The organism is Pseudomonas sp. OV546, from assembly GCF_900116845.1.
In the GTDB taxonomy this organism is placed as follows: Bacteria; Pseudomonadota; Gammaproteobacteria; order Pseudomonadales; family Pseudomonadaceae; genus Aquipseudomonas; species Aquipseudomonas petroselini.
Genome location: NZ_FPCE01000018.1, coordinates 1 through 12955, shown reverse-complemented (window position 1 = coordinate 12955; position 12955 = coordinate 1). Strand labels below are relative to the sequence as shown.

Annotated in this window: 15 protein-coding genes; 7 read left to right on the top strand and 8 right to left on the bottom strand. The window is 61.3% G+C overall.

Annotation, left to right across the window (positions count from 1 at the left end):
• Position 1: 1 nt before the first annotated feature.
• Positions 2 to 1033 carry an ABC transporter substrate-binding protein gene (locus BM403_RS28305; RefSeq protein WP_012723728.1) on the top strand — a complete coding sequence of 344 codons (1032 nt, stop codon included), beginning with the start codon at positions 2 to 4 and terminating at the stop codon, positions 1031 to 1033.
• Positions 1034 to 1039: 6 nt separating this feature from the next.
• Here the strand turns inward: BM403_RS28305 and nadE are convergent, their stop codons facing one another.
• Genes nadE through BM403_RS28290 form a run of 3 tightly spaced genes read right to left on the bottom strand, consistent with a single transcriptional unit; the run spans position 1040 to position 3727 of the window.
• On the bottom strand, positions 1040 to 1849 hold the full coding sequence (nadE, locus tag BM403_RS28300; protein ID WP_093546252.1) for an ammonia-dependent NAD(+) synthetase: 810 nt from the start codon (positions 1847 to 1849) through the stop codon (positions 1040 to 1042).
• Between the two features lies 1 nt (position 1850).
• The gene (gene pncB, locus BM403_RS28295) at positions 1851 to 3068 is read right to left on the bottom strand and encodes a nicotinate phosphoribosyltransferase (protein WP_046036237.1); all 1218 of its coding nucleotides are present in this window, start codon (positions 3066 to 3068) and stop codon (positions 1851 to 1853) included.
• Between the two features lie 11 nt (positions 3069 to 3079).
• The gene (locus BM403_RS28290) at positions 3080 to 3727 is read right to left on the bottom strand and encodes a nicotinamidase (RefSeq protein WP_093546249.1); all 648 of its coding nucleotides are present in this window, start codon (positions 3725 to 3727) and stop codon (positions 3080 to 3082) included.
• Between the two features lie 146 nt (positions 3728 to 3873).
• On the opposite strand from BM403_RS28290, the gene BM403_RS28285 reads away from it, so the two are divergent.
• Positions 3874 to 4566, top strand: a complete 693-nt coding sequence (locus BM403_RS28285) for an NUDIX hydrolase (RefSeq protein WP_012723691.1) — start codon at positions 3874 to 3876, stop codon at positions 4564 to 4566.
• A 6-nt stretch (positions 4567 to 4572) separates the two neighbouring features.
• On the opposite strand, the gene BM403_RS28280 is transcribed toward BM403_RS28285, so the two are convergent.
• Both BM403_RS28280 and BM403_RS28275 read right to left on the bottom strand, forming a co-directional pair.
• Complete coding sequence (locus tag BM403_RS28280) at positions 4573 to 5346, bottom strand: L-iditol 2-dehydrogenase (protein WP_093546246.1); 774 nt, start codon at positions 5344 to 5346, stop codon at positions 4573 to 4575.
• A 19-nt stretch (positions 5347 to 5365) separates the two neighbouring features.
• A complete protein-coding gene (locus tag BM403_RS28275; protein WP_012723689.1) occupies positions 5366 to 6676 on the bottom strand; it encodes an ABC transporter substrate-binding protein in 1311 nt (436 codons plus the stop codon).
• Between the two features lie 210 nt (positions 6677 to 6886).
• Between BM403_RS28275 and BM403_RS28270 the strand changes: the two genes are divergently transcribed.
• From BM403_RS28270 to BM403_RS28260, 3 genes are all read left to right on the top strand, one after another.
• On the top strand, positions 6887 to 7825 hold the full coding sequence (locus BM403_RS28270; protein WP_012723688.1) for an AraC family transcriptional regulator: 939 nt from the start codon (positions 6887 to 6889) through the stop codon (positions 7823 to 7825).
• Positions 7826 to 7980: 155 nt separating this feature from the next.
• On the top strand, positions 7981 to 8928 hold the full coding sequence (locus BM403_RS28265; protein ID WP_046036232.1) for a nucleoside-specific channel-forming protein Tsx: 948 nt from the start codon (positions 7981 to 7983) through the stop codon (positions 8926 to 8928).
• Between the two features lie 14 nt (positions 8929 to 8942).
• A complete protein-coding gene (locus BM403_RS28260) occupies positions 8943 to 9986 on the top strand; it encodes a purine-nucleoside phosphorylase (RefSeq protein ID WP_046036231.1) in 1044 nt (347 codons plus the stop codon).
• Positions 9987 to 10035: 49 nt separating this feature from the next.
• Here BM403_RS28260 and BM403_RS28255 read toward each other — a convergent pair whose 3' ends face one another.
• From BM403_RS28255 to BM403_RS28245, 3 genes are all read right to left on the bottom strand, one after another.
• Positions 10036 to 10995, bottom strand: a complete 960-nt coding sequence (locus BM403_RS28255; RefSeq protein ID WP_012723685.1) for a quinone oxidoreductase family protein — start codon at positions 10993 to 10995, stop codon at positions 10036 to 10038.
• A gap of 30 nt (positions 10996 to 11025) precedes the next feature.
• Complete coding sequence (locus BM403_RS28250) at positions 11026 to 11199, bottom strand: DUF1427 family protein (protein WP_012723684.1); 174 nt, start codon at positions 11197 to 11199, stop codon at positions 11026 to 11028.
• A 90-nt stretch (positions 11200 to 11289) separates the two neighbouring features.
• Complete coding sequence (locus BM403_RS28245) at positions 11290 to 12054, bottom strand: AraC family transcriptional regulator (protein ID WP_046036228.1); 765 nt, start codon at positions 12052 to 12054, stop codon at positions 11290 to 11292.
• 117 nt (positions 12055 to 12171) lie between these two features.
• Here BM403_RS28245 and BM403_RS28240 point away from each other — a divergent pair, with 117 nt between their 5' ends.
• Both BM403_RS28240 and BM403_RS28235 read left to right on the top strand, forming a co-directional pair.
• Complete coding sequence (locus tag BM403_RS28240) at positions 12172 to 12414, top strand: DUF6555 family protein (RefSeq protein ID WP_064054525.1); 243 nt, start codon at positions 12172 to 12174, stop codon at positions 12412 to 12414.
• Between the two features lie 16 nt (positions 12415 to 12430).
• Complete coding sequence (locus tag BM403_RS28235; RefSeq protein WP_093546243.1) at positions 12431 to 12703, top strand: hypothetical protein; 273 nt, start codon at positions 12431 to 12433, stop codon at positions 12701 to 12703.
• Positions 12704 to 12955 lie beyond the last annotated feature (252 nt).

Here is a 12955-nt window from a genome sequence, read left to right as displayed (position 1 = left end):
CATGAACCCACGTATTGCGCTGTCCTGCTTGTCCCTCGCCCTGCTCGCTTCCACCGCGCACGCCGCGCCCACGCTGTACCTGGGCATGAACGGCGGCACCATGGAACGGGTGTACGCCGACAAGGTGCTGCCCGCGTTCGAAAAGGCCAATAACGTCAAGGTGGTGATCGTGCCCGGCACCTCGTCGGACATCCTCGCCAAGGTCCAGGCCAACAAAGACAACCCACAGATGCACGTGATGTTCCTCGACGACGGCATCATGTACCGCGCCATCTCCATGGGCCTGTGCGACAAGCTGGCGCCCAGCCCGCCCCTGGAACAGATCCCGGCCAAGGCCAGAATCAAGGAGGAAGCCGTGGCCGTGACCCTCGGCGTCACCGGCTTGGGCTACAACGCCAAGATGTTCAAGGAAAAAGGCTGGGCCGCGCCCACCTCATGGATGGACCTGGCCGACCCGCGCTTCAAGGAGAAAGTGGTGTTCCAGTCCCTGGCGTCGTCCACCTTCGGCCTGCACGGCTTCCTGATGTTCAACCGCATCCAGGGCGGCGACGAAACCAACGTCGAGCCCGGCTTCAAGGCCTGGCCGAAAACCGTCGGCCCCAACGTGCTGGAGTACATCGCCAGCTCGGCGAAAATCTCCGAGATGGTGCAGACCGACGAAGCCGCGATCTTCCCCCTCACCCCGACCCAGGTCGCCACCCAGAAACTGCTCGGCGTGCCGATGGAGTATGCACAACCCAAGGAAGGCGCGGTGGTGCTGAACGTGGCCGAATGCGTGATCGCACGCAACGACCAACCGGAACTGGCGCAGAAACTCGCGGCCTTTCTGCTGACCGCCGAGGCCCAGGCGCCGGCGTTGGAGGAAGGTGACCAGATTCCGTCGAACCCGACCACACCGACCACCGACAAGACCCGCGCGCGAGTGGAAGCCATGCAGGGTTACCTGCAGACCGCGATTTCGATTGATTGGGACCAGGTCAACCAAGCGCGGCCGGAGTGGAATGCGCGGTGGAGTCGGTCCATCGAACGCTGATGGCGGCTACAGCGGAGCAATGGGGAGCGCGCGTTTGTGGGCGGTCTTCAGGTAGGCGCGTTCCACAAGGTTCTTGACCCGCTCACTCACCGGTTCGCCCATCAGGTAGGCGTCGATCTCTTCGTACGTGCACGCATAGGCATGCTCGTCGAGCTTGCCCGGCGCCAGTTCTTCCAAATCGGCAGTGGGCGGTTTTTGCACCAGGTTGACGGGGGCACCGAGGGCGCTGGCCAACAGGCGCACTTGGGTCTTGGTCAGGCCCGACAGCGGGGCCAGGTCACAGGCGCCGTCGCCAAACTTGGTGAAAAAGCCCATCAGCGCTTCGGCGCCATGGTCGGTGCCAACCACTAGGCCGTTGTGCAGGTTGGCCACGGCGTATTGCGCGATCATGCGGGTGCGGGCCTTGACGTTTCCCTTGATGAAATCGACGTGTTCGGCGCTGGCGTCGGTGGCGGTCAGGCTGGCCATCAGGCCGTCGACGCTGGCGGCGATGTTCAGGGTGTCGATGTGGTCCGGGGTGATGAAGTCCAGGGAGGACTGGGCGTCACGTTCATCAGCCTGGGTCTTGTAGGGCAGGCGCATGGCGATAAAGCGTGCGGCGTACGCCTCGCTGCGCAGTTGCTGTACCGCCAGTTGGCACAGGCGGCCAGCGGTGAGGGAGTCGACGCCGCCGCTGATGCCCAATACCAGGGCCTTGCAGCCTGAGTGGCGCAAGGTGACCTTGATGAAGTCGATGCGCCGTTGGATTTCCTCGGGCTCGCCGCCTAGGACCAGCGCGCGGTTGATATTCAGTTCTCGTGCGATACGGTCTTGCATGTCACACCTCCACACTGCCAACGTTGAACACTTGTGCTGCGTACTGCAAAAACGAGGCGTCTTCGCAGACGTTCTTGACCGGGTCATCGGAGAATTTCACCACCGGCTCGCCGTGTACCCGCACCAGTTTCATCACGATGCTCAGCGGCTCGACGCCTTCCACATCGCAGGCCAGGCTGGTGCCCATGCCGAACCCGAACTTGGCCTTGCCGCGTACGTGGCGCAGGATCGGCAGGCATTTCTCGAAGTTGAGGCCGTCGGAGAACATCAGGTCCTTGGTCATCGGGTCGATGCCCAATTGCTTGTAGCGGGCGAGCACCTTGTCGGCCCAGGCGATGGGATCACCGGAATCCTGGCGCAGACCGTCGTACAGTTTGGCGAAGTACAGGTCGAAGTCCTTGAGGAAAAAGTCGGTGCTGATGCAGTCGGTCAGGGCGATCCCGAGGCGACCACGGTATTCACGTACCCAGTTTTCCAGCGCGGCATTCTGGCTTTCGCGCAGCCGGCCCAGTTGCTGGTGCACCATCAGCCATTGGTGGGCCATGGTGCCGATCAGCGGCAGGTCGAATTCGTAGGCCAGGTGCGCGTTGCTGGTGCCGACGAACTGGCCGGGGAAGTCGCGACGCATGATGTCGACCACTTCACGCTGGGCCTTGAACGACAGGCGCCGGCGCGTGGAGAAGTCGGAGACGCGCAAGTCGGCCAGCTCATCGCGGCTGAGGTTTTTCTCCAGCCAGTCGAACTTCTGGTAGAGCTTGCGGGTGACGTCTTCGAGGGTCACGTCAGGGTATTTGTCGCGGTTGCGCAGTTCGCTGACCAGGGCCAGTACCGGCTGTTCGAACATGATGCAGTGCAGCATCGGGCCGACCACGCGGATGTTCAGCTGGCCGTCGACTTCACTGACGTGGATATAGCGCAGGTTGAAGCGGAACAGACCGAGGAAGCGCTCGTAATCCGGGGTGAGGTATTCGCGAAAGCGTGGGTTGAACAGAAAGCGCAGCTCGCCTTCGCGCATGTGCAGGCCGGCCATTTTTTCAAGTTCGGCGCGCAGCTCGGGGATCAGGTGGCCGAGTTTTTCCTTCGAACGGACGATGAAGTTGTACTCGACATCGACATTCGGGTGCTGGTGCAACACGGCCTGCATCATAGTGAAGGTGTAGTAGTCGGTGTCGAGCAAGCCCTGGATCACCGGGGACTCGTAGTCGTATGCACTTTCCATGGTGTCTCTCCTTAACGCGTGGCCATCGCGGCCAGTTCTTCGCGGTTGCTGCTGATGACGGCACCGGCCTTGAGCAATTCATTGACGGCCCGTATGCCGCCCTCTTCCGTGATGCCCCTGCATGCCGGCAGGTGCAGGACCACGTCCAGGCCGGCCTTGAGCAGTTGCAACGCGGTGGTCTTGACGCAGTAGTCCAGCGCCAGGCCGCCGACGATCACGCGGGTGACGCCCTGGGCCTTGAGGTACTCAATGACGCCAGTGGACAGCTTGTCGTGCAGGTCGTGGTAGCAGGCACCGTAGGGGTGCAGGTCGGGTTCGACGCCTTTCCAGATGAAGTAATCGTAGTCATAGGGCGTGGGCAACGCGTCCAGCAGGGTGAAGCCTTCGGTGCCAGGGACGCAGTGGCTCACCCAGGTCACATCGGCATGAGCCAGGCCGGTGGGTTGCAGCATCTCGCTGTGCTGCGACACCACCCAGGGAGCGTGCGGAGTGTGGGCGTCCTTGCTGCCGACGCGATGGCCGGCGAGGCTGGCCATGTAGTTGAGTTCGGCACCGATCTGGTCACCGCCGGCCACAGGCAACTCGTTGGGGCACAGTGGCGTGAAGCTCTTCTGGGCGTCGACGTCGAATGAGGCAATGGCGGTTTTCGCGAGGGTCATGGCGTTTCTCCTGTGGTCTGGAAACAAAAGTACACGTCATGTACTTTCATTGCAAGAAACATTTGGTTATCTATCCTGGCGTCAGTACATGACATATTTGTTTGATCCGTTAGACTGTGCCCCATTGTTATTCGCAAGGAGCTCACATGCCGCTTAGCGCCTACCTCCACACCGTCGACCTGTGCGTACTGTTCTACTGCCGCCGCGCGGGCGAATTGAAGCTGCTGCTGAACAAACGCGACGCCGAGCCGTTCGCCGGGCACTGGGCGTTGCCGGGGGTGGTGGTGAATGGCGGCGTGCAAGATCTGCGCCTCCAGGATGCAGTGGAGCGCTTGCGGGCGAGTGACAAGGTGGGGTTTGAACTGGCCTGGAGCGAGCAAGTCGGCACGGTGGGCGATGCGTTTCGCGACCCGCGTTGCTGGTCGTCGTCCACGTACTACCTGGCGATCGTGGCGGATGAGGTGACGCTCGGCGAGCATCAAGCCTGGTATTCACTGAATGCCGTGGCGGACGGCAGCATCAAGCTGCCGTTCGATCACAACATGATCGTGGCATCGGTACAGGAACGCCTGTTTTCAAAGTCGCTGTACAGCAGCTTGCCGCTGATGTTCCTGGGCAATGAATTCAGCGCGCCGGAGGCGACCACGATTTTTTCCCTGGTGCTGGCGCGGCCGGTGTTGAAGACCAGTATTCGCCAGCGCATGTTGAAGCTGACCGAGGCGGGGTATCTGCGGGAGACGGGGCGCAAGAAGCAGGGTGAAGGCGGCAGGCCCCAGGCGACGGTGGAAAACCTGAAGCCTGGGGACATTTACTTCTTTGATCGCAGTTTCGCCGAGTAGACGGCGTCAATTCATCCAGTTGCCGCCATCGACGTTGTAGGTCTGGGCCACCACATAGTCGGCCTCCTGCGAGGCCAGGAAGATCGCCATCCCGGTCAAATCTTCCGCCGTGCCCATCCGTCCAAAGGGCACCTCATCCCCTACCCGCTTTTTCTTCTCGCCGGGCGCCAGACCCTCATGCTTGGCAAACAACGCGTCCACCCCATCCCAATGTTCCCCATCCACCACGCCCGGTGCGATGGCGTTGACGTTGATGCCCTGCTTGATCAGGTTCAGCCCCGCCGATTGCGTAAGGCTGATCACCGCTGCCTTGGTCGCACAGTAGACCGCCACCAGCGCCTCGCCCCGGCGCCCGGCCTGGCTGGCCATGTTGATGATCTTGCCGCCGTGGCCCTGGCTGATCATCTGCCGCGCGGCGGCCTGCAGGGTGAACAGCGTGCCGGCAACGTTGATCGAGAACAGCCGTTCATAGCTGTCACGGGTAATGTCGACGATGGGCGCCAGGTCGAACAGCGCCGCGTTGTTGATCAAAATATCCAGCTTGCCGGCCTGGGCCACCACGGCGGCAATCGCGCCGTCGATGGACGCTTGGTCGGTGACGTCCATGGCTACCGCATAGGCTTGTGGGCCCAGCTCAGCCGCTGTGGCCTGGGCCCGTTGCAGGTTGATATCGGCGATGGCCACCGTGGCGCCTTCGGCGATATAGGCCTGGGCGAAGGCGCGGCCGATACCGCGCGCCGATCCGGTGATCAGCGCGCTCTTACCTTCCAGTCGTTTCATGGGTATGTCCCGTCAAAAATCACTTCGGATAACCGGCGCGTTTCATCTCGCGCTCGGTGGTGGACTGCGCTTGCAGCAGGGCCTGGTCAACCGACATGCCGCCGGTCAGCGCCGCCGAGAACAGCTTGCCGACCGACGTGCCGATGGCCTGGAACTCAGGAATCGTCACGTATTGAATGCCCACGTACGGCACCGGCTTGGCCGATGGGTGCGCGGGGTCGGCGTGTTTCATCATTTCCAGGGTCACCTGGGCAAACGGGGCGGCCTTCAGGTACGCCTCGTTGTAGGTGGACTGGCGGGTGCCAGGCGGTACGTTGGTGATGCCTTCCTTGTCGGCGACCAGTTGGATGTAATCCTTGGAAGTCGCCCAACTGATAAAGGCCTTGGCGGCGTCCTTGTGCTTGGACGTGGCCGGGATCGCCAGGGACCAGGCGTAGAGCCATGACGAGCCTTTATCAGTGACTTCGGTCGGCGCGGCGGCAAAACCGACGCTGTCGGCGACCTTGCTCTGGCTTTTATCGGTGGTGAAGGAGCCGGCCACGCTGGCATCGACCCAGATCGCGCACTTGCCGCTGTTGAACAGCGCCAGGGTTTCGTTGAAGCCGTTGCTGGACACGCCCGGCGGGCCGTATTGCTTGAGGGTGTTGACGTAGAAATTGGCCGCGGCGGTCCACTCGGGACTGGTCAGCTCGGGCGTCCACTGCTCGTCAAACCAGCGCGCGCCAAAGGCGTTGGCCATGGTGCTCAGCAAGGCGATGTTCTCGCCCCAACCGGCCTTGCCGCGCAGGCACATACCGTATTGGTCCTTATCCTTGGCGGTGAGCTTGGAGGCGAACTCGCCGAGCTGGGTCCAGGTAGGATGCGACGGCATAGTCAAGCCTGCCTGCTTGAACAGGTCGGTGCGGTAATAGGTGACGGTGCTTTCGCCATAGAACGGCAAGGCGTACAGGGTGTTATTGACCGACAGGCCTTGGCGTACCGAGGGGAAGATATCGTCGGCGTCGTAATCGGCGGGCAGCTGGGTCAGCGGTTCCAACCAGTGCTTGGCGCCCCAGAGCGGGGTTTCGTAAGTGCCGATGGTCAGCACGTCGAACTGCCCGCCCTGGGTGGCGATATCGGTGGTGAGGCGCTGGCGCAGCACGTTTTCTTCCAGCACCACCCAGTTGAGCTTGATGTCCGGGTGCTGCGCTTCGAACACCTTGGACAGGCGCTGCATGCGGATCATGTCGCTGTTGTTGACCGTGGCGATGGTGACGGTGTCGGCAGCCTGGCCGGGCATGGCCAATGCCAGGCCGGAAAGCAGGAACAACGCTTGCGGGAGCTTGAACATAGCGGTTTCCACCTGTTGTTTTTGTTGTTGAGGGCCGATTACAGCAGCTTGGCCAGGCCCTCACAAACGCAGGGCGGATGCTCGACTGATACTTTTTTAACCGTCGCCTGTCAGTTAAAAAAGTATCAGTGCCAAGCGAAACCGGGGGTAGCGCGGGTATCGCCAACCCGCGTATTTTGAGGCGATTCCACCCATACAAGAGGCATTACCATGCCCATCAGCCGCGCCCAACTGTTTGAACACCGTCCCGCCGAACTCGAAGTGATCCTGCCCGAACCGGATCATTGCTTTCGCTGGTTCGAACACGACTATCCCTATGAGCTGGCGCGCTGGAACCACCACCCTGAATTCGAAATCCACCTGATCCGCCAGGGCAACGGCAAGCTGGTGGCCGGCGACTACATTGGTGCGTTCAGTGCCGGGCATGTGGCACTGATCGGCCCCGATCTGCCCCACGACTGGATCGGTGAGCTGGCGCCCGGCGAATACCTGAGCGGCCGCGACGTGGTGCTGCAATTCGACGGCGCCGCTCTCCTCGCCCTGCGCAAGACCCTGCCGGAGCTCGGGGACCTCTCGGCGTTGTTCGAACAGGCCCGTCGTGGCCTGGAATTTATTGGCGAGGCCGCTGTAAAGGCAGCGCACTTGATGGAAGCCATCGGCAACGCCCAGGGCCTGCAACGGTTGATCCTGTTCCTGCAACTGCTCGACAGCCTGAAAAATGCGCCGACGCAACAGGTCAAGGCCCTGGCCAGCCCCTGCTATGCGCCGACCCTGGACGCACGCAGCGCCGAACGCATCAACAAGGCGTTCGACTATTTGATGCGTGAGCTGACGGGCGATGTGCGCCTGTCGGTGATCGCACAACAACTGGACATGAGCGAACCGGGCTTCTCGCGTTTCTTCAAACGCAACACTGGCCACGGTTTTATCGACTTGATGCGCAAGTTCCGCGTGCAACGCGCCTGCCGGCTGTTGCTGCAAAGTGATATGTCGGTGGCCGATATCTGTTTTGAGGTGGGCTACGCCAACCTGTCCAATTTCAATCGGCACTTCCGGATCGAAATGAACCAGACACCGAGTGACTATCGGCGGGAAACAGCCATGCACCTGTTCCAGCGCATTGAAAAAATGACACCCAGTCAATTCTGACCAAAAGGTCGACTAATCCCAGTTTTTTTCAGGCTGATCAACCGATTGAGCAAAGTTGGTACAACCTGTGCAAACGTTTGCGGTATGAACTTGGCCACCCAGTTCACCTCTTCCCGAAGCATCGGGTCTAAACCGCGTACGAATAGGGATTTTCAATGCACTTCACCTCAAGGCGTCCTACCCCCTTTGGTGTTTCCTTGCTACTGGCTGCCGTTACGGGAGTACTCAGCGCTCCCATTTTGGCGCAGGAAAAACCTGTCGATGACTCAGCACAGGGCGAAACGCTCAGCCCTGAGGCAAACCCGGCAAAAAAAGGCGTGTACCTGTCGGACTGGTTCAACCAGGACCTGACGTTGATCGGCAGTAAAGACATCAGCTTCGGCCCCAAGCCGCAGGATGATATCTACCTGGAGTACGAATACTTCGGCCGCAAAGGGCCCTTCGAGCTGTACGGCTATATCGACGTGCCGAAGATCCTCACCATCGGCAACAGCAATGACAAAGGCGTGTGGGACCATGGCTCGCCCGTGTTCATGGAGCATGAGCCACGTATCTCAATCGACTACCTCGCAGGCCGCAGCCTCGCCATCGGGCCGTTCAAGGAATGGTATGTCGCGTTCGACTGGATCTACGACCACGGCAGCAATAAGGAAAACCGCGCCAACACCCTGTACAGCGGCCTCGGCACCGACATTGACACCCACTCGCGGGTCAACCTGTCGGCCAACTTCTACGGGCGTTACCAGTGGGAAAACTATGGTGCCAGCAATGAATATTCCTGGGACGGTTACCGCGCGCAAATGAAGTACATCGTGCCCATCGGCAAATTCGACAACGGCGCCTCACTGACCTATATCGGCTTCACCAACTACGATTTCGGCTCGGACCTGCACAAGGACAACCCGGCGCGCACCGCCAATTCCGTGGTGGCCACCAACGTGCTGTTGTATTCGTTTACCCACCTGCGGTTCACCCTGGTCGGCCGTTACTTCCATAACGGCGGCAACTGGGAAGACGGCAGCGAGTTGAATTTCGGCGAAGGCAACTTCCGCGCCCGCTCCGACGGCTGGGGTTATTACGCCGGCGTGGGCTACCAATTCTGATCAAGGAGCTATAGATGAAAGCATTTACCCGTCGCTCTGTTACCGGCTTCTCGATGGCTGTCGGCCTGGCGCTGCTGCCCCACGTGGTACTGGCGAATACACCTGCGCCGATCAAACCCAAGGTGATGCTGATCACCATGTTCGCCCCCGAGGCGCAAACCTGGATCGATCGCCTGGAACTCAAGCAGGAAGTGCGTGTACCAGGGCTGTCCGCCGAATACCCGGTGATCCGCTGCAACACCCAGGACGTGTGCCTGCTGGTGACGGGCATGGGCCAGACCAATGCCGCCGCGTCCACGTTGGCATTGGCGCTGTCACCCAAGTTCGACCTGCGCCAGAGCTACTTCCTGATCGCCGGGATCGCCGGTATCAGCCCCAAGCACGGCACCCTCGGCACCGCCGCCTGGGCGCATTACCTGGTGGAGTTCGGCACCCAGTGGGAGCTGGACTCACGGGACGCGCCCAAGGATTGGCCGACCGGCTATATCGGCATCAACACCAAGGGCCCCAACGAAAAACCACCGTTGGACTACAAGACCGAAGTGTTTGAGCTGAATCCCAAATTGCAGGCCAAGGCCTTCGCCTTGTCGCACAACGTCGAGCTGACGGAAAGCAAGGAATCCAGCGCCTGGCGCAAACACTACCCCGCCGCCCCTGCCAACCAACCGCCGCAGGTCACCCGCTGCGACACCCTGGCCGGCAATACCTGGTTCTCCGGCACACGCCTCAGCGAACGTGCCGAAGTCTGGACCAAGCTGCTGACCGACAACAACGGTGAATACTGCACCACCCAGCAGGAAGACAACTCCACCTATGAAGCGTTGCTGCGCGCCAGCCGCGAAGGCTTGGTGGATATCCAGCGCCTGGCGGTGGTACGTGCCGGCTCGGACTTCGACCGCCCTTACCCTGGCTACAGCGAAGTGGACAACCTGCTGAAATACGCCGATCAAGGCGGCTTCGTGCCGGCGCTCGAGAACCTGTACCGCACGGGCAACCCGTTGGTACAGGCGATCCTGAAGAACTGGTCGGCCTGGGAGAAAGGTGTTCCCGAAGCTTGATGGAGATCGACAGGTGGGAGGAGTAAGCCCCTCCCACATTTTCACCGTGTCAGGGCAGGAAGATGATTTTGTCGGGGCTGCCCTGGTTCACTTCTTCGTAACACTCCACGCCATTTGCCAACGCGACTTCACGCAAGCCCGTCGGCAACGGCAGCAAGCCTTCATCAAAGAAGCGCCCGAACTGTTCCAGCATCACCGCGCATTGCTCGCCGTTGTAGAGCAGCGAATTGATCCCCACCACCGAGCCGCCCTTGCGATACAGGGCCAGGGCCGGCAGTTGCACATGACCGTCCACCGGTGCCGCGATAATCGCGATACGACCGAACGGCGCCAGGCCCGCCACGGCCGCCGGCAGCCAGAAACCGGTGGTGTCGAAGATCACATCGGCGCCGCCCTTGAACACGGCATTCACCTGCGCACCCAGTTCTTCCGGCATGCCCAGGGCAATCGCCTCGAAGCCCTGCGCTTGCAAGACTTCAACCTGCTCCGGTCGACGCACGGCGGCCAGCACTTGCGCGCCGCGGATTTTCGCCAAGGCCAGGGTCGCGCTGCCCACCGCGCCATTGGCGCCAATCACCAACAAGCGCGTGCCCTGGGTCACGCCGCTGCGCTCAAGGGCGTCCCAGGCGGTGGTGTACGGTACGCCGAGGCTCGCGGCCTGGGCAAAACTCAGGTGGGTGGGTTTATGCGCCACACCCTTGGCCGACACGGTGAGGTACTGGGCGTGGGAACCGTCGGCAAAGAACCCCAGGTCGCGGCCGGTGCCCCAGACTTCCTGACCCACCAGTTCCTGTGGCCCCTCCACGACGACACCGGCAAAGTCGCGGCCGGGAATGCGTGGCAAGGTGGTGTAGGGGAAGCGGCCGAGCACGTTCTTGACGTCGCTGGGGTTGAGGCCCGCGGCCTTGATCTGTACCAGCACTTCACCCGCGGCCGGCACCGGGGTGGCGACGTCGACAAAGCCGAGGGCGGCGAGATCGCCGGTGGCAGTAAATTGCAGTGCTTTCATGGCCAATATCCATCGAAGAAAAAAAGGAGGTCAAGACAACCAGGTGCCCACCAGCTGCCGGCCCATGGGCCAGAGCTTTTCGCCCAGCAGCATGCCCATCAGGCCTATCAAGGCGATGGCCGGGGGCGCGGGCGAGCGGAAATCCAGGGCACCATAGATCACGCCGACAAACAGGCCGATGGCGAGGGAAATCAGATAGTTCATGGTGAGCAGCGCCGTGTGGTGAGAGGCGCTCAGTGTAGAGAGGCGATTCCTGAAGCATCGGCCAAGTGCTTCAGGATTTCGGCCATCCGTTCAACCGGCGTAGTGCGAGGGCGCCACGCCGAGTTCGCGGCGGAACATGTCGCTGAAGCTGCTGGGTGAATAGCCGAGCGAGCGGGCAATCCCGCTGACCGACTGCCCCTGGATCAATTCCGCCACCGCCGTGGCCAGTTGCACCTGGCGACGCCACTCGGCGAAGCCCATGCCCAGGTTGTGCTGGAACAACCGCGCCAGGGTGCGCACGCTGGCACCAGCGGTTTCGGCATGTTGCTCAAAAGGGATCTCCAGGGAGGGCGCGGCCATGACCGCCTGGCAGACATTAATCAGTCGACGGTCAGCCTCAACCGGCATGGCGATGCGGATCGGCGAGCGGCGCGCCCGTTGCAGCTCCAGCAAGGCCAGGCTGACCACCGCGTCGTAGTACGCCGCCTCACCGTTGTCGCCCTCGTCCACCAGCGTGACGATCAACTCGCGGAGCAGCCCTCCCACCTCAATCACCTGCACCTGGCTGTCCAGCGTCGCTGCCAATGCTGGTCGCAGGTAGATATTGCGCATCTGCAAATCCGACACCACGCGGATCCCATGTTCCACCCCCGGCGGCAGCCACACCGCACGCTGAGGCGGCACCACCAGGGCTTCACGGGGCGTCTCGACCCACATCACGCCGCTCATGGCGTAGAGCAACTGGCCCCATTCGTGGCTATGCGGCTCCACGTACAGCCCACGCGGGTAGGTACGCGCCAAGGGCTGTACGGGAACGGCGTGGTCACTGAGGTCGGGGGGCGCGGCCAGGGCCATGGGGATGTACATCAATCAAGGAAGAGTCGCCATGGTAATGACCACCGCTGGAGAATCCGAGTGAATTTTTGCGGCACGGGACGATCACTTGTTTATACATGGAGGGTTAATGGACCAATGAATAACGCAAAACTATTTGTGATCGACTACTGCCTGCACGGTGAACCCAAGTCCTTCATCATTCGCCTGGAAAAGCTTGATGCAGCAGAAGCCTGGCACTGGGCAAGCTGTGACGCAGGGGTGGGTCGTATCGGTCGGTTCGCCCGCGAGCAAGTGAAGAAGACCAGCCAGCAGCAAGCCGAAAAGTTCGGTATTACCCACGTACAATGGCGCCGCTCGGACGCGCGCGCCCAGGCTTGATCAGGGAGTGACAAACATGAATTTATCCATACCGGTCAATGGCAAGGCGCGCATTGATTACACCCAGGAAACGCTTTTTGGGCCTATGGCCAAGCATGTCGAGTGCCAAGTGAGCGTGCAACGGCGAGCTGGCGGGACTGTGCTGAAGGTGTTCCAGCCTTTGCCGGAAGATCTGCACGCGGCGCAGACCGTGGTGTTTGCGCTGGAGGGGCGGCGTACCCGCGCAGTGGTGAAGGATAGCCAGCACCTGTCTGACCATAGCTTGCGGCTTGAACTGGAAACCCAATAGGGAATAAACCGCAGCTTACCTGTGGGAGCTCGATGGCCCTAGGTATCTACACCACTCTGGATATGGCGCTGGACCGGTGGCGAGGAAGCTTGCTCCCGCCGGCTGCCTGACAGCTGACCACAATCTAACCATTACCCCGCGATCCAAATGTGGGAGAGGGCTTGCCCCCGATAGCGGTGTGTCAGTCGATTCATCAGGTGACTGATTCAGCGCCATCGGGCATCGGTATCTACACAATTCTGGCTATGGCGC